15 protein-coding genes and 3 pseudogenes are annotated in these 14,157 nt (G+C 66.6%); 3 read left to right on the forward strand and 15 right to left on the reverse strand.

Translation table 11 applies throughout. The features are described 5' to 3' along the window. Positions 1-20: 20 nt before the first annotated feature. The 6 genes and pseudogenes from GA0070607_RS00005 to GA0070607_RS00025 all read right to left on the reverse strand — a co-directional run bounded on the left by GA0070607_RS00005 (position 21) and on the right by GA0070607_RS00025 (position 3,203). Positions 21-503, reverse strand: coding sequence for a peroxiredoxin family protein (locus GA0070607_RS00005; protein WP_089016316.1), 483 nt, complete (start codon positions 501-503; stop codon positions 21-23). Between the two features lie 82 nt (positions 504-585). Then, positions 586-793 (reverse strand): annotated as a pseudogene (locus GA0070607_RS00010) (transposase); the annotation flags it as partial. A gap of 167 nt (positions 794-960) precedes the next feature. Next, positions 961-1,107 carry a hypothetical protein gene (locus GA0070607_RS32155; protein WP_157743022.1) on the reverse strand — a complete coding sequence of 49 codons (147 nt, stop codon included), beginning with the start codon at positions 1,105-1,107 and terminating at the stop codon, positions 961-963. 342 nt (positions 1,108-1,449) lie between these two features. Then, positions 1,450-1,845 carry an MmcQ/YjbR family DNA-binding protein gene (locus GA0070607_RS00015; protein ID WP_089016317.1) on the reverse strand — a complete coding sequence of 132 codons (396 nt, stop codon included), beginning with the start codon at positions 1,843-1,845 and terminating at the stop codon, positions 1,450-1,452. A gap of 122 nt (positions 1,846-1,967) precedes the next feature. Continuing rightward, the gene (locus tag GA0070607_RS00020) at positions 1,968-2,618 is read right to left on the reverse strand and encodes a nitroreductase family protein (RefSeq protein ID WP_089016318.1); all 651 of its coding nucleotides are present in this window, start codon (positions 2,616-2,618) and stop codon (positions 1,968-1,970) included. Between the two features lie 42 nt (positions 2,619-2,660). After that, positions 2,661-3,203: a carboxymuconolactone decarboxylase family protein gene (locus GA0070607_RS00025; protein ID WP_089016319.1), complete on the reverse strand. Its 543-nt coding sequence runs from the start codon at positions 3,201-3,203 to the stop codon at positions 2,661-2,663. A gap of 104 nt (positions 3,204-3,307) precedes the next feature. On the opposite strand from GA0070607_RS00025, the gene GA0070607_RS00030 reads away from it, so the two are divergent. Beyond that, positions 3,308-3,952 carry a TetR/AcrR family transcriptional regulator gene (locus tag GA0070607_RS00030; RefSeq protein WP_089016320.1) on the forward strand — a complete coding sequence of 215 codons (645 nt, stop codon included), beginning with the start codon at positions 3,308-3,310 and terminating at the stop codon, positions 3,950-3,952. Between the two features lie 331 nt (positions 3,953-4,283). After that, positions 4,284-5,104: pseudogene (locus GA0070607_RS00035) on the forward strand (IS3 family transposase); the annotation flags it as partial. A 171-nt stretch (positions 5,105-5,275) separates the two neighbouring features. Here the strand turns inward: GA0070607_RS00035 and GA0070607_RS34020 are convergent. From GA0070607_RS34020 to GA0070607_RS32160, 5 genes and pseudogenes are all read right to left on the reverse strand, one after another. After that, a complete protein-coding gene (locus tag GA0070607_RS34020) occupies positions 5,276-5,647 on the reverse strand; it encodes a DDE-type integrase/transposase/recombinase (RefSeq protein ID WP_408630932.1) in 372 nt (123 codons plus the stop codon). Between the two features lie 113 nt (positions 5,648-5,760). Then, positions 5,761-5,895 (reverse strand): annotated as a pseudogene (locus GA0070607_RS34025) (IS6 family transposase); the annotation flags it as partial. 111 nt (positions 5,896-6,006) lie between these two features. Continuing rightward, a complete protein-coding gene (locus tag GA0070607_RS00045) occupies positions 6,007-6,474 on the reverse strand; it encodes a hypothetical protein (protein WP_157743024.1) in 468 nt (155 codons plus the stop codon). A 612-nt stretch (positions 6,475-7,086) separates the two neighbouring features. Then, the gene (locus GA0070607_RS00050; RefSeq protein ID WP_157743025.1) at positions 7,087-7,656 is read right to left on the reverse strand and encodes a hypothetical protein; all 570 of its coding nucleotides are present in this window, start codon (positions 7,654-7,656) and stop codon (positions 7,087-7,089) included. Continuing rightward, the gene (locus tag GA0070607_RS32160; protein ID WP_157743026.1) at positions 7,656-8,198 is read right to left on the reverse strand and encodes a hypothetical protein; all 543 of its coding nucleotides are present in this window, start codon (positions 8,196-8,198) and stop codon (positions 7,656-7,658) included. Before GA0070607_RS32160 ends, GA0070607_RS00050 begins: the two co-directional genes overlap by 1 nt. 96 nt (positions 8,199-8,294) lie before the next feature. Between GA0070607_RS32160 and GA0070607_RS00055 the strand changes: the two genes are divergently transcribed. Then, a complete protein-coding gene (locus GA0070607_RS00055) occupies positions 8,295-8,798 on the forward strand; it encodes a hypothetical protein (protein WP_089016324.1) in 504 nt (167 codons plus the stop codon). A 1,221-nt stretch (positions 8,799-10,019) separates the two neighbouring features. On the opposite strand, the gene GA0070607_RS00060 is transcribed toward GA0070607_RS00055, so the two are convergent. The 4 genes from GA0070607_RS00060 to GA0070607_RS00080 form a co-directional block, all read right to left on the reverse strand. Continuing rightward, complete coding sequence (locus tag GA0070607_RS00060; protein ID WP_197701208.1) at positions 10,020-10,466, reverse strand: SgcJ/EcaC family oxidoreductase; 447 nt, start codon at positions 10,464-10,466, stop codon at positions 10,020-10,022. 500 nt (positions 10,467-10,966) lie between these two features. Continuing rightward, on the reverse strand, positions 10,967-12,268 hold the full coding sequence (locus GA0070607_RS00070) for an MFS transporter (RefSeq protein ID WP_089016325.1): 1,302 nt from the start codon (positions 12,266-12,268) through the stop codon (positions 10,967-10,969). Between the two features lie 205 nt (positions 12,269-12,473). Further along, positions 12,474-12,932, reverse strand: coding sequence for a GNAT family N-acetyltransferase (locus tag GA0070607_RS00075; protein ID WP_172898952.1), 459 nt, complete (start codon positions 12,930-12,932; stop codon positions 12,474-12,476). Positions 12,933-13,740: 808 nt separating this feature from the next. After that, entirely contained in the window at positions 13,741-14,031 is a 291-nt protein-coding gene (locus GA0070607_RS00080) for a site-specific integrase (protein ID WP_089016327.1), read from the reverse strand. Positions 14,032-14,157: the final 126 nt, after the last annotated feature.

Consider the following 14,157-nt stretch of genomic DNA (forward strand, 5'->3'; position numbering starts at 1 on the left):
ACCTCCGGGCGGGCGGCCGCCTACGCGGCCTGGTGCTCGCGCAGGTAGCGGACCAGCCCGGCGACGTCCTCGGGGACGAGCCGTCCGATCGCCCCACTGGAGTACACGCTGACGACGACCTTGCCGTGCCGGTCGAGCACAAAGCCGGTCGACTGCAGGTACTTCGGGTCCTCGTTGACAAACGCTCCGGTCGCCTCGGCGAATGCGGTGGCGTCCGCGCTGTGGCCCAGGGGGAACTCCAGACCGTGCTGGGCGATCGTCTCCTTGGTGGTGGCCTCATCGTCGACCGAGACCGCGACAACCTTGATGTCCAGCTCGGCGAGCTTCTCCAGCGAGCGCTGAAAGGCGCGCAGCTGGGCCGTACAGTACGGGCACCACGAGCCACGGTAGAAGAGCAGTACGCCGAAGCCGCCGGCGAGCGCGTCGGGCACTTGCAGGGTCTCCCCGCCGGGCAGCGACAGCGTCAGCGCGGGGAACTGGTCTCCAGGCCGCAGCAAGCTCATTTTTCGAATCTCCTTATTTCTGCGTTCGATTCTTGGGTTGTGGCCGGCCGGCATGGGCACCGGCCGCGTGCGGCGGCCGCCACTGGGCGAACACGCCCAGTTGGATCCATTCGTCGCAGCGGTTGCGGATGGTGGTGGCCGAACAGGTGCTGTTGGCGATGCCTTCGTAGGAGCAGCCGAATCGCAGGACTTGCAGGAGTTTGTCGAACACGATCCGGTCAGACACGTGGTCGGTGACAGCCCAGCGGGTGGGTCGGATCGATAGCCGGTCGTACGGGCAGGACCTTCATGATCACCGATGCATGTGCCCGCTTCGTATCCGCCCGGTAACCGCTGCCCTATTTGCGCGGCGCCCTTACAGAAGATGACCGGCACCCCGTGGGCCGCGCCCCACGGTTTGACCCGCCGCGCCAACCGGCCGGCCATCCGCATCAGATGAGTGTCATCGAGCTGGTCATCAGACCCCGTGCAGCCGCCGCCACCACGTACGAATCCCACCCGGACCGCGTCCCAGCGGGTAGTAGGCGTTGAGCACGATCGGGTCCACACAGTCGTAGGAACCCGTTACCAGGTCCGCGTACCGCGCACTGAACTCATCGATCACTCTCACACCGTACGGACCGCCCGGCCGGCACCGCACCTACCCGCCAGGCGAAGCTGCCGAGAAGGGGCCACTGATGTTGGGCGAAGTCCCAAGATCAGCATAGGTTTCTGGCTTGTCGGAGGTCAGGAACCGAAGATCGGAACACGGCGTGCGTTTGACCAGGGTATTTCATCGGCAGGTGGGGTTCGATCGGGCGGTCGTCGAGGACGTGCGCCTCGATGAGGACGCCGACGGTGAGGTCCTCGTCGTCGCGGCCCGGCCACGTAAGGGCGGCATCCGCCGGTGCGGGCGCTGCTCGGATAAAGGGCAACAGCGCTCTGTGCGCGGTCGGCGTCAACGTGATCAGTCGGCGGAGGGCGGGACGCGGAAGGAAGCGGGATCGACGGGACGGCTCTGCTTCGGCAGGCTGGCGACGACGAGGAGGTACGACTCGGTCACGAGATTGTCGACAAGCGCGGGCTCGACGTTCGCACCCGCCCGGACCGTGATCCAGTGCTTCTTGTTCATGTGGTAGCCGGGCGAGATGCTCGCGTGAGCTGCGCGGAGCGCCTCCGCGTCGGATGGATCCGCTTTGAGGATCACGACGGGCTCGCCGGGCATGGACGTCTGCAGCATGAACACCTTGCCGCCGACTTTCCATACCTCCCAGTCGCCGGTGAACTGGTGTGTGTGCTCGGAGCCGGGAAGCTCGGCGGCGCGGGCCGCGGCTCGATCCTGCACTGCCTTGTCAATCTGCATCTTGACCTCCTCGAAGTCCTTAGGGGGTCGGTTGCCCGGCGTCCGTCGATGAGGTGCGGATGCCGGACAATCGAGTCGGAGTGAACGGGGCCGGCACCGCGGTCCGATGTCCGCCCCGTCCGTCACATGTGCGTGAAGATCTTCTCCGCGTCGAACCGCGAGACCGGCTGGCGGGAGACCCGAGCCTCGTCGGGGTAGCCGAGCACCATAAGCAGCGTGGTCGTGTAGCCGGTGTCGGTCAGGTCGAAGGCCGCGTCCACGGTCGTGCGGTCGAAGCCCTCGAGCGGCGTCGCGTCCACCCCGAGGGATGCGGCGGCCATCATCGTGGCGCCGACGACGAGGTAGGTGTTCTTCTCAAGCCAGTGGAGCACGTCCCCGCCATAGTTCTCCGTCTGGATGTCCACGAAGTTGGAGGCGCCCGCCTCCCATCCCTTCTGGATCTCCGGGTCGGCGAAGCGCCCGTCGGCGCGCTCCTTCTCGAAGATCTCCTGCAGGTGCGTGTCGGGGATGTCCTTGCGCGTCGTGAAGACGATGGCGTGCGACGCGTTGCGCACCTTCTCCGCGTTGTCCGCGAAGCGGCCGACCAGTGCGTCCGCGAGCTTGTCCTTGCCATCCTGCGTCTCCAGCACGTGGAAACGGTTCGGCTGGATGTTGATCGTCGTCGGCGAGGTGCGCAGGTAACGCAGCAGCTGCTGGAACGTCTCCTCTGGGATTTTCTTGCTCGGGTCGAAGTAGCGGGTGAGGTGCTTTGTGATCAGCTTGTCGAGATTCAACGTCGCGCTTTCTGTCGATTGAACGGCGGGTGGAGAGGAAAGTCAGGCCGACTGGTGGTCGGCGCCGGGGACGTCGACGACGGTGTCGCTGACGTTGTTGAGGTAGTTCGTGAGCAGGGTGACGACCACGATCGTGACGATCGCCTGGATCTCCGGGTCGATATACCCGACCTCGCGGATCGCTGCGAGGTCCTCGTCGCTGACCTGGCCACGCGTCTCGATCACGTGCTGCGCGAACTTCGCGACGGCGGCGCGCTTCGGGTCGCTGGACGTGCCCATGCGGGCGAGCTCAATCTCCTCCGCCGACATACCGCCGAGGTTCGACGAGATGAAACCGTGGAGTGCCTGGCAGTAGTGGCAGCCGTTCGACTGAGAGACCGCGAGGGCGATCGTGTGGCGCGTCTTCGCGTCCAAGAGCTTCGCGATGCTGCCCTGCAGGCCCATCACGATCTCGAGCACTGCCGGGTTCGCGGCGAGCGTGGTGAACATGCTGGGCGCGAAGCCGAACTGCTTCGCGATGGCGTCGAGGGCGCCCCGCGTCTTCGCGTCGATGTCGGCGGGCGCGGGAGCGGTCAGGCGAGCCATCGTGATGAACCTCCGTGTGACGTTACTGGACTATTTCGTCCACTCGCTTGAGTGAACACCATCGAGAATGGGTTGGCAAGCCCAGTTTGTGTTACCTTGATGACATGCAGGTGGACAACGGGGCGGATGCAGCCCAGAAGCTCACTCCCAAAGGCCAGGCCACGCGCGAGCGAATACTGGAGCATGCGGCCGCGTTGATCTACAGCAAAGGGGTCCACGCAACCAACAACGAGCTCGTCCGCCGCACTGCAGGCGTGAGTGGATCGCAGCTGAGTCACTACTTCCCCACCAAGGAGAGCCTCGTCCTGGCGGTCATCGACTGGCAGGCCGACAGCGTCCTCGGCTTCCATCGCAGCGAACGGTTTGCCGGCTTCGACACCGTCGAGGCGTTCCAGGACTGGACGGACTTTTACGTCCTCTCGGGGCGTCCGTTCGAGGACGGCTGCAGCCTCGGCTCGCTCGCGAGCGAAATCGTCAAGACCGATCTCGACGTGCACGACCGGCTCGCGGAGGTGTTCGCGCAGTGGCGCGAGATCTTCCGCGTCGGGCTCGATCGCATGCGGCAACTCGGCCGCATCGACGCGTCCGCCGACCCCGCGCGGCTCGCCGACATGTTCCTCGCGGCGTATCAAGGCGGCACGCTCCTCGCTCAGGTCGCCCGGGACATCGGCCCCCTGCAGGACGCGCTCTCTGCGGCGGTTGACCATCTGCGGACGTTCGTGACGTCTGACGACCAGCACATGGGCTGACGCGGCGCATCCGAGCCTCGGGTGTCGGGCTGCGGAAGATGGTCTGGCGAGCTGTTAAGAAGACCACGTCGGTCGACGCGAAAGGGCGTCCGCTCTGTTAGCAGAACGAACGGCTCGCCGACATCCAGCCTCACGAATTTCTGGGCTCGATGGCGTGACAGCTGGTTGCCGGCCCTGACGTGAAGGAGATGCCGTCCTACCTGGAATGATCTGGATTGCCTAGATCGAGAATCCTCCAGAAGTGCGGCACCTGCCCGGTGAAGGGGACTGCCCCCGGTTCGGTTGACTCCTGACCTGTGAGGATGCGTTCCTCGCTGGGAGCATGTCTGTCATGCCGAAAGCGTTCCCGCCCGAGTTCCGCCGTGACGTCGTCGCGGTCGCCCGCAAGGGTGAGGCGCTCATCGCGCAGATCGCGAAGGACTTCGGGATCTCCGAGTCGTGTCTGCACCGCTGGCTCAAGCTCGCTGACATCGAGGACGGGGGTCGTCCCGGGACCACCAGCAGTGAGTCCGCAGAGCTGCGGGAGCTGCGGCGGCGTAACAAGCTCCTCGAGCAGGAGACGAGATCCTGCATCGGGCGGCGGGGTTCTTCGCCAAGGAGATCGCCCCAAAATGATGTACCCGCTGGTCGTGACCTGGCCGCGGACGGGATCCCCGTCGCGGTGACCTGCCGGGTGCTGGGCTTCAGCAAGCAGGCCCACTATGCGTGGAAAGCGAACCCGGTCACCCGTCGTGACCTGGAGGACGCCTATCTGATCAACGCCGCCTTGGACATCCACGCCGATGATCCGGCGTTCGGGTATCGGTTCATCGCCGATGAACTGCCCGCCCACGGCATCACCGCCGGCGTCAACAGGGTGGCCAGGCCGGGCTCAGCGCAGCGGATCTGGTCGGTGTTCGCCAAGTGCAAGGGGCCTCACGAGGCGGGCGGGCCCGCCAGTGCATGACGACCTGGTGCGGCGCCGCTTCACCGCCGAAACGCCGGACCGGCTGTGGCTGACCGACCTCACCGAACATCCCACCGCCGAGGGCAAGCTGTACCTCTGCGCGATCAAGGATGTGCACTCCGGTCGGGATCATCGGCTACTGCATCGACACCCGCATGAAGAGCTCCTTGGCCTTGTCGGCGCTGTGCAACGTGATCCCTTTGCGAGCCATGACAATCACTTCCTGCGAGAATCGTGGTGTACGGCTTGGAACCGGTCGGCACGAACAGTATGGACGGCTGCGGACGTCATCGAAGGCAGGGCGTTCCGACGGAAGAAACCACAGCGCGGAGGCCGGGGTTGTCAACTGGGGCGTGGGCCCCGGGTTTGACAAGAGTTCAGGCGGGCGTAGCCGGAGCGCACAGCATTTCACCCGTGGCGGGGTCCTCGCACAGGTAGCGACCGCCTTCATGCATCCAGCCCCTTGCCTGGGCGAGTTCGGTAAACGCGGCGGCGACCCGTGTAGCCGGCGGGGCTTCGATGGCGAGTTCGTAGTGTCCGCGGCGTAGGTTCTGCATGAACGCGTGGCCAGCGATGATCACCTGTGCCGTCTTGTTCGTCCGTAGGCCGCGCATCGGTCTCAACCGGTGTTTCAGCTGGCTGTGACCAGCCTCGATCGGATTGTTGGCGTACCGCTCGACGTGGTGCCACGCGGACGGGATCAGCTCATCCAGGACGCCGGGGTAGACCGCGGCGGCGTCGGTGACCACCTCCGCGGGTGTCACCTTCAACGTCGACAGTGCCCGGCGGACGAACCGCCGGGCCGCGTCGGCGAGTGGCGGGAGAATCGGGCGGCGTCGGCCAGCAGCGGCGTGAACCGCTACACCCACCGGTAGACGGTGACGTGATCGCCCTCGACGCCACGCTCGACCAGCAGCTCCTCACCGTCGCGATACGAGAGGTTGAAGCGCAGATACCAGCGAACCGCGACCACGATCACCTCGGTCGGGAACCGAATCCGGCGAACGCCGACTTCGGAGGCAGCCACGGTCCGGACGGGTCGATGACTTCACTGCTCAAGCCTGCCTCGATCTTGCCAACGCTCAATGCAACGGTGCCCGCTCTTCTCCTAGCAGTCGTCCTGCTTCCACTTGCCGTCTTCCCGTACCCATGGCTCTTTGGTCTGGTTCAGCGCAGGCACGTCGTACGTGTAGGTCACTCGAGCGAGATCACCCGAGATTTGCGCATCGAAGCTCTTGAGCGGCATCGCCTTGCCGTACATCTGCTTGGCCGCAGTCAGCATGCCGGTGAACTCGCTGAGGGTTACGCGATCCTTGCACCTGGCCGAGAACAGGTCGTACGCGACCGTGGGCTTCGCGTCGAGGAAGGCGTCCGAGTACGCCAACACCGCCTGGCGGAGCTCCTCCTGCCCGTCAGGCGCCTGCACGGTCGGGCTGGCAGCCGCACTTGGCGGCGCGATCGCCGAAGGCGCCGCGGATGTCGAGGACGCAGCAGCGTCTGGCTTATCGGCGTTGCCTGCGCAAGCGGTCAGAGGCAGAGCGAGAAGAGGAATTAAGATCATGGCGTTGCGGATCATGGCGCGCACGGTACCGCCGCGACACGCCTCGATCCCCGATGGCTCCCCTGCCGCGTGAGGCTGCAGGGTGAGCAACGCGCCCGGCCTGGCCGTGCTCGCTGTCCGAACAACGCAACCGCACCGTCCGTCCCGGCACCCCTCGTTGGAGCTGCCTGAACTGGAACGTACGCGGCGAATCCGGCCCTCCCTGACACCGGCGACGCCGCCGCCCGCCCCCGCACCCCTCACAAGGGCACATGAGTCTCCGCACCAGGATGCTCCCGGCCGTCGATCTTCGTCGGATGACCTACATCTTCGGCAGCGCGTTCGCTCAGCAGTATTTGCAGGCGCTTCTCGAACCCCTGGGTTGCTCCGTTACCGCGACCGAGCGCACTGGAGAACCTTCTGAGCGCATACCCGGACGCGTTCGGTTCGCTGGATTGCTGTACGGACGTCCGCGCCTACCAACGGCCGGCGCCGTGGCCGGAGTGGAATTTGGCAGCGGCTCCCCAGCAACAGCGACAACTCCCACAGCAAACAGCCCGGCCGAAGCACATGCTCCGGGCCCGGGCCGTTTCCGTCAGGCGAGCTGGCGAGGCGCTGCCGCCGGACTCGCTTTCGGTGGCACCGACATCAGCTGCTGTCACGGCCGCGATAATGGCCGACGATGATGAGAACCATGGCGACCGAGCCCGCCAACCCAGCGAAGGTCAGCAACCAGAGCCCGGAGCCGACGCTCACCTGCACAGCTTCGCTCATCGCCTTTCCGAGGCCGAGGACATCGTCCTCCCCGGACATTTTCGCTCGCGTTTCCGCCTCAGTCGCCTGCAGGTCAGCGATCTTCCATGCGCCCGCACCGAGCAGCCCGAGGGCAGCAAGGACGGCAAGGACGGGCACGGCCATGTGGGTGCGCTGGCCGCGCAAGGTCATGCCGGCGTAGACGACCAGCACTAGGCCGAGACCCGCCGTGATCCAACCGTCCGATCCGTCGACACCCGACACGGTGACCGTGCCAATGATCGGTGCGCTCACCTTGCCCCACGGCATGAACGAGCCGATGACGGCAGCAATACCTGCTCCCAGGACAGTCCATTCACGGATTGGTCGTGCGGCGGTGAGCCCAACAGCCGGGGCTTCGGCGGGTTGGTCACCGGACGGCGACTGGTTGAGCGACGGCGGTTCGGGCGAAAAAGACTGCGACACTAAAATTCCTCTGGATGTCGATGCCTACTCACCTCTCGAGACAGGCATGAGGAGAGCAATCTAAAACAACGCTGGAGCAGGAACCAGCGGCCGTATGGGTGGCAGAACCAAACGGAAATGTGCTCGGAGTGGCCGAGAGACGCGAAAGTCGATCTCATCCGCGATGGAAGGGCCGATAAGTTGCCAGACCGGGACGTCAGCGGCCCAGGGTCAGCGACGTAGCGGGCGTGCGGGCCGTTGACGAACGACATGGCGATGTCAGTGGACGGCGGCCAGTGTCGACGTATGGTGCGCTCGAATCGGCCGGTTCGCGCGGCGATCTCCACCGGATGCAGATCAGATCCCGCCGGGTCGGCTAGGTCGCCATCCTCAATCCCACCGAAACCCTCGACCTCCTCGCAACGCTGGCTGAGGCCCACACCGGGCGAGGCACCCACCGCGGCCTCCGTCATGTTGAAGAAGTGGCCATCCACCTCGACTTTGCTGATCGGGATACTGCCGCCGAAGGCGTCCCGGTTGCCGGTGAACGGATCCGCGTTCAACTTCCCACCGGCGGCGCCGCCGTCGCTGGGTAGTCGCCCGGGCAGGTGCGCCCCTAGACTCCCGGTGTCTCGGAGCTCGACAGATGGGAAGTTTCCGTGCGTCGCTGGACCGCCGTCCTGACCCTGCTCGTGCTGCTCGCCGGGTGCGGTGGAGGCGAACAGGTCGACCCGCAAGCTCCAGCGCCGGTTTGGCAGAACGCCGCGCCGACCACCCCGGCAGGGCTGACGCCTACTGAGGCGAAGAACCGCTACCTGGCGATCGTGGCGCCGTACAACACCGCGTTGGAGGAGCTGGAGGACGCGGTCAACGCCGGGAAGCCGTGGAGGACGGCCCGTACGCTGGCCGCCGACGTGGCCCGGACCAACGCGGCGCACGCGGTTGAGCTGCGCGAGACGGTCTGGCCGGCAGAGGTTCGGGCGCCGATGGGCGCACTCCTCAAGGAGAACGACGTCGCGTTACGGCATTGGCGGCGCGCCGGCGAGGCGGCGGACGCCGACGCGCTGATGCGGGAGATCCGCGCAGCAGCGGCGCACAGCGGAGCCCGGGAGGCCGGCAGAGTCCGCACCGCGCTCGGGCTGCCCGCCTACCGGGAAGGCTGACCGCCTGCTGCCCGCCGATCGTCGGCCAGGTGCAGCCGAAGCACCGGGCGCCCCTGCATGCAAGGACCCGGTTCAACTCGTACCGAGCCTCGCGCTGCCTCCTGCGGCTCGCTACCGACTCACCTACAACGGCTGGCCTGCTTCTGCTGCTCGGCGGCCCGCTTCTGCAGCAGCGCCGCCGGGCTGAGGCCGGCGGGGATGACTCGCTGGTGCCCCTGTTTTACCGTTCGCACGCGTCGCGAGTCGGGGTAGCCCCTGCGCTGTGCGACTACCGCGGCTATAGACAGTTGCCGTTGGGAGAAGGCCATCTGTCCGGTGGACGTCGGCACCTCCAGGCACTGACTCCACGTAGCCGACCCGCCCACACCGCGTCGAACCGACCGACAACAAACAGCGCACGGAGCGGACGATCACCGGCTGGCGACATGCCGCGATGACCGTGTTTGCTCTGGCACAGCTCGCGATCCACGACCGGGACCGCCCGTACGCCGGGCGTTCATGAAGTAGTACCGGGGACTCCTCGCCGCCGACGAAGCGCCGGAGCGCCTGACAACAGGAGAAGGTCATCCCGATGGCGTCCGAGAACAGGCAACACTTCGAGCGCTGGGCCTGCTCCCCTGAATACCGGGAGCCTTCCGGGGACCGGGCGTCCGCGACGGACAGCCCGGTCCTCGGGGTCGGGGCGGCCGGGCTGCCCTATACACCGAGCGACGCGTCAGCATCTGCCCACCATCGGCAGGGTGCAGGCTTCATCGCCACCGAGGTCCTGGTGTCGGAGCGCGCCGACGGGCACTGCATTGGTTCAGCCGAGTGGGCCGCCGCGGTTACCACCATCCAAAAAGCAGCGAAAAGGATTGGCAGGCCCGGGCCACCAGGGCCACCCCCGCTCATCGACGTCTCCGGACGTCCCTCCGGACGCAAGCGGTCACGATCCGTAACACTCGGATCGGGCCAGATCCGGATGGCACACCAAGATACCTGGATGTGCGCCCCGGCCATTACGGTGCCGTGCGTCGGTCAGTAGCGCGAATCCCGTAACGGCAAGGACAGCGGTGGATGTCACGATGGCGTCCACGTGAGACCCTGTTCAAAGTTGATCTCTACTCAAGACTGCTTTGAACAGGGGCTTCACGCGATTCGGCAGCAGAGCTCGAACATCAGGGTCAGCGAAATCAGACCTATGCGCTACTACATATGGCACTACCGGTTGTAGGAAATGGTTTACTGCCCGGGCGTCAGCGCCGGGCTGTTGTGATAGGCAGCGATCAGCCACTGGCCGTCCCGCTTCTCGAGGACCCAGGTCGCGTTCACCTTGGCTGTGTCCGGAACCTCGGTCTCGCCGGCGAACAGGATGCCGGATTCGCTGACGACGATCGCGGCGTCCCGGCCGACGAAGCGGAGGCTGGGCTGCTTGTTGTAGGTCGAGCTGCCCTTGAGTGGTCCCTCGAAGGCCAGGGCCATGCTCTCGCGGTCGCGGCGGCGGTCGCCGAGGGGGACGTCGGGCCAGGGCAGGGATTTGAGCTGGGCGAACAGGGTGGGCTGGTTGCCTTTCGTGGGGATCATCAGGTGGGCGCCGCAATGCGGCTGCACAACCGCCGAGGTGGGGCCGGCCGGGCTGCCCGACGATTGCCGGGCGACGATGCCGGCGCTGCCGGCGAAGTGGTTCATGTTTCTGTACGCCTTGAAGGCGGCCCGCAAAGCGGGCCGCGCCGGCCCGGCCCCGGCCTGCTGGCGACCTCCGGCCGGCATCGGCCGGGCCGGCCGGCCACGCTTGGAGCGACCAAGCCCTTGAAGACCTCGGGGCTTCGCCCCGAACCCCAACCCTCCTCAGAGATGCCGCCGCAGATCACCTCGCCGGGCACCACAAGGGCTACCAGCCTCCCCGGGCGGGGACCAGGTCGTACGTCCAGTAGGGTGCTCCACCTGGTCCCCGTCCGGGGAGGCTGGACGGTCTGCGACTGCCCGACGAGGAGATCCGCTTCAGCGCTAGGCGCCACGCTTCGAGCAATCCGCTCTGTCAGGGGGGTGGTGTGCCAGTAGCGCCTGGGGTGCGATGAGCATCTTTCGACCGCTGCTGGGAAGTTGTGCAACAGGTGCCAGCGCTCGACGAGCCAAGTGAAGGCGGGCGCCTAAGCCGGCCTGCCGGCTCAATCCTGGAAGTCCACGCCTCATGGGCCGGTTGTCGTGAGGTGGGGCTGGATCTGGTCGGGGCCGTCGAGGTGCTCTAGAGAACGCACTGCCGGGATCGGCGAGGGAAGCAGCCATAGCACGCACATCGTCCCCCCGATCGCCGCGATCCATAGCGTCGGGCGGAGGCCGAGCCAGGTACCCAGGGCTCCGCCCGTCAGGGCGCCCAGCGGACGGACGCCGTAGTTGATCGTCGAGTACGCGCCGACCACCCGGCTGCGCAGGGCGTCGGGGATCACGGCGGCTTTGAGCGTGTTGAGGTTGACGTCGAAGAGCATCACGCCGAGCGCGGAGATGAACTGCGCTCCGCCGACCAGGACTGTCCGCAGCCAGAGCGGCCCATCGGCTACGGCGACCAGCGCGATTGGGGCCGGGAAGACCACTGCGCCGATCACGATGCTGCGGCCGATCCCGATTCGGGCAGACAGTCGGGGCGCGGCGACCGCGCCCAGCAGCCCACCGAGCGCGCCGGCCCCGAGCGCGAGGCCGAGCAACCCGGCGGGGATGTCGAGTGTACGGCTGGCGAAGAGCACGAGCAGGGTGACAAACATGAAGGTGAAGTAGTTGCTGGTTGTCGCGCAGGCGAGGCTCGCCCGGAGGACGGGATGGCCGAGCGTGAACCGGAGCCCGTCCCAGGCCTGCCGCCACAGTCTGGCGGTCCCGGGTCCGCCCTCGTCGCCAGTCGCATGCGTCACCCGGATCCGGCCGATGCCTAGCGCCGAGGCGAGGAACGAGACCGCGTCCACGAGCATTGCGACCGGCGCCGTCAATGTCTGGACCAGGGCGCCACCGAGGGCCGGGCCGGCGATGAAGGAGAGTGACCGGCTGCCGCTGAGCGCGCTGTTGGCAGCAAGATACTGGGAGCGGTTCACGAGCAACACGAAAAAGGCCGGGTAGGTCGTGTCGAACAGCACCGACGCGGCGCCGGTCAGCAGTGCGACGACGTAGAGCTGGGCTAGCGTGCCGGCGTCGAAGGCGAACGCCACCGGCACGGTCAGCAGCAGCCCACCCCGGATCAGGTCTGCGGCCACCAGGAGTCGCTTCTTGCGGGCCTGACGATCCACCCAGGCGCCGAGGAAGACGGCGGTGAGGTTCGGCAGCCACACCAGCGCGGTCAGTACCGACACCTGAGCGGGCGTCGCGTCGAGAATCAGCACCGCGAGGAGCGGGAACGCCAGCTCGGAGATCCGGTCACCGAACTGCGAGACGCTGTGCGCGAGGAAGAACGACCGGAAGCCGCGCTCGTGGAGCAGCGTGCGGGGCGGCTTAGCTGGGCCGCTCACCGCTGCCCTGCCTCGTGCATTACGTAGCCCATCCACATGTGGCGAGACCCCGGTGCCTGGTCGGGTGCCCGGCGAGGAGATCCGGCTCCCGCTCCGTGTGGTTCACACGTCGGCCCCAAAGGGCTAACGGATGCCGTGGGACAGATGTCGCAACCACGACCCCGATCGCAGACGCCATTCGCCTCGTCACGAGCGAGCACTGGCCCTATTCCTCACGCAGCACGAGCACGGTGTGTTCCTGCTCGCCGTGCCGAACCGTCCCGACCCGCTGAAAGCCGCATTTCTCCAGCAGCCGCACCGAACCCGTGTTCCCGGCAAAGGGATCAGCATAGAGCGGGCGGGTTTTCTCGCGGCGGAGAAAGAGCGTCAGCGCCTTCGTGCCGACGCCCCGCCCCCAGTGCCGGCGACCCAGCCAGTACCCGATGAAACGCTTATCCTGCTCCCACCAGGCCACGACATGACCAGCAGGTTCGCCATCCACGGTGACCGTCTGCACGAAGGCCAAGGGGTCTCCAAGCACCTTCGTGGCCCAATGCGTCATGAATTTCTCTCGATCGCGAGGAGGAAACTTTGACCGTTGCGCGGCCTCCGGATCGCGCTCCTGCTCGTGGAACACCTCAAGATCTGCTTGCTCGACGTCTCTCAACCGCACAAGATCGCTCATCGGGCAGAGCCTCACACGAGGCACTGACAAACTCGAAGGGATCGGAGGTGGCCTGACGGCAGTGTGTGACAGGCGCCACATGACCGTTGTCGTCAAGCAATGATCACTTGGCTCGGGCTTGTTCCCGGTGTTGCCAGCTGGTGCTACAGCCGTGTGGCTGTACAGGCCTTCGTACAGCCGAGCCGACCGATGAGGGTCGGAGGAAAGCGGCAGGTTGGCGACCACTTCCGCGCCAGCGGTCGCGACGGGCACCGGCGTGCCATTAGCGTGCCATTGGGCGAGGACAACAGGGGCCAACCGACGCCACGAGAGACTGCCGAGACCAGGCCGCCAAGCCGGTGGCCTGCCGGACATCAACAATTCCCAAGCTGACGTTGACCGCCGCTGACAGCAACGGCTGACAGCAACGGCCCTGGACGCCCAGCGACGGACGAGGACAGTGGTAGCCGTAGAGCCAGGGACGCGAGCCGGATGCGGACGGTTCTGGACGGGGCCGCCGAGGCTACGGATCAGCGGGCCGGCCGGACCATCCACGGACCGGGGGACCAGGCGGGGACCGCACGTGGTGCGCGATGCTAAGCGGTACACCGTCGAGAGAACGGCTTGATCATGCGCACAGCGTGTGTGGCGTGCGGAAACGCTTAGCAAATCGTCCTGGGGGTCAAGGGGTCGTCGGTTCGAATCCGGCCGTCCCGACGGAGTTTCGGCAGGTCAGAGGCCTTGATTCACTTCGGCGAGTCGGGGCCTTTGCCGTTTCGTCTCACAATTTCTCACGTACGCCCGTACTGCTGAATTTCGGGCGCTCGAGTCATCCAAACAGCCCTGATTCGAGGTACTCGGCCGCCACCTTGAGGTGGCTGCTGTCGGGGTGGACGTAGACCCGCTTGGCGAGCGTGCCGCCGTCGGCGTGGCCGGCCCAGGCCGCGAGGACGACGTCGGGAACTCCGGCGCCGGCGAGGTAGGTCAGGCAGGCGTGCCGGGCGTCGTACGGTCGGACCTTGCGGACCCCGACCTTGGCCATCAGCTCGTAGACCCGGCGGCAGAGCCAGTCGGTGCGCTGCGGCGAGCCGCCGTGCGACGGAGCGGGCGGTGCCGGCACCGACCACCACGAAATCCGCGTGTTCGGTTGTTGTCATGATCGTGGCGGACTTGGGTACGGTGGGCGGGCACGTGCGAGGAGGCTGGGCGTGACCGACGTTGTGCCGTAGATGGTCGTCGCCGCACC

This window comes from Micromonospora coriariae, from assembly GCF_900091455.1.
GTDB classification, from domain to species: Bacteria; Actinomycetota; Actinomycetes; order Mycobacteriales; family Micromonosporaceae; genus Micromonospora; species Micromonospora coriariae.

Excerpts from the sequence above, each read along its gene's own strand:
- GA0070607_RS00005 (WP_089016316.1), bottom strand. The coding sequence starts at position 503 with ATGAGCTTGCTGCGGCCTGGAGACCAGTTCCCCGCGCTGACGCTGTCG.
- GA0070607_RS00015 (WP_089016317.1), bottom strand. The coding sequence starts at position 1,845 with ATGCAGATTGACAAGGCAGTGCAGGATCGAGCCGCGGCCCGCGCCGCC.
- GA0070607_RS00025 (WP_089016319.1), bottom strand. The coding sequence starts at position 3,203 with ATGGCTCGCCTGACCGCTCCCGCGCCCGCCGACATCGACGCGAAGACG.
- GA0070607_RS00030 (WP_089016320.1), top strand. The coding sequence starts at position 3,308 with ATGCAGGTGGACAACGGGGCGGATGCAGCCCAGAAGCTCACTCCCAAA.
- GA0070607_RS00045 (WP_157743024.1), bottom strand. The coding sequence starts at position 6,474 with ATGATCCGCAACGCCATGATCTTAATTCCTCTTCTCGCTCTGCCTCTG.
- GA0070607_RS00060 (WP_197701208.1), bottom strand. The coding sequence starts at position 10,466 with ATGAACCACTTCGCCGGCAGCGCCGGCATCGTCGCCCGGCAATCGTCG.
- GA0070607_RS00075 (WP_172898952.1), bottom strand. The coding sequence starts at position 12,932 with ATGAGCGATCTTGTGCGGTTGAGAGACGTCGAGCAAGCAGATCTTGAG.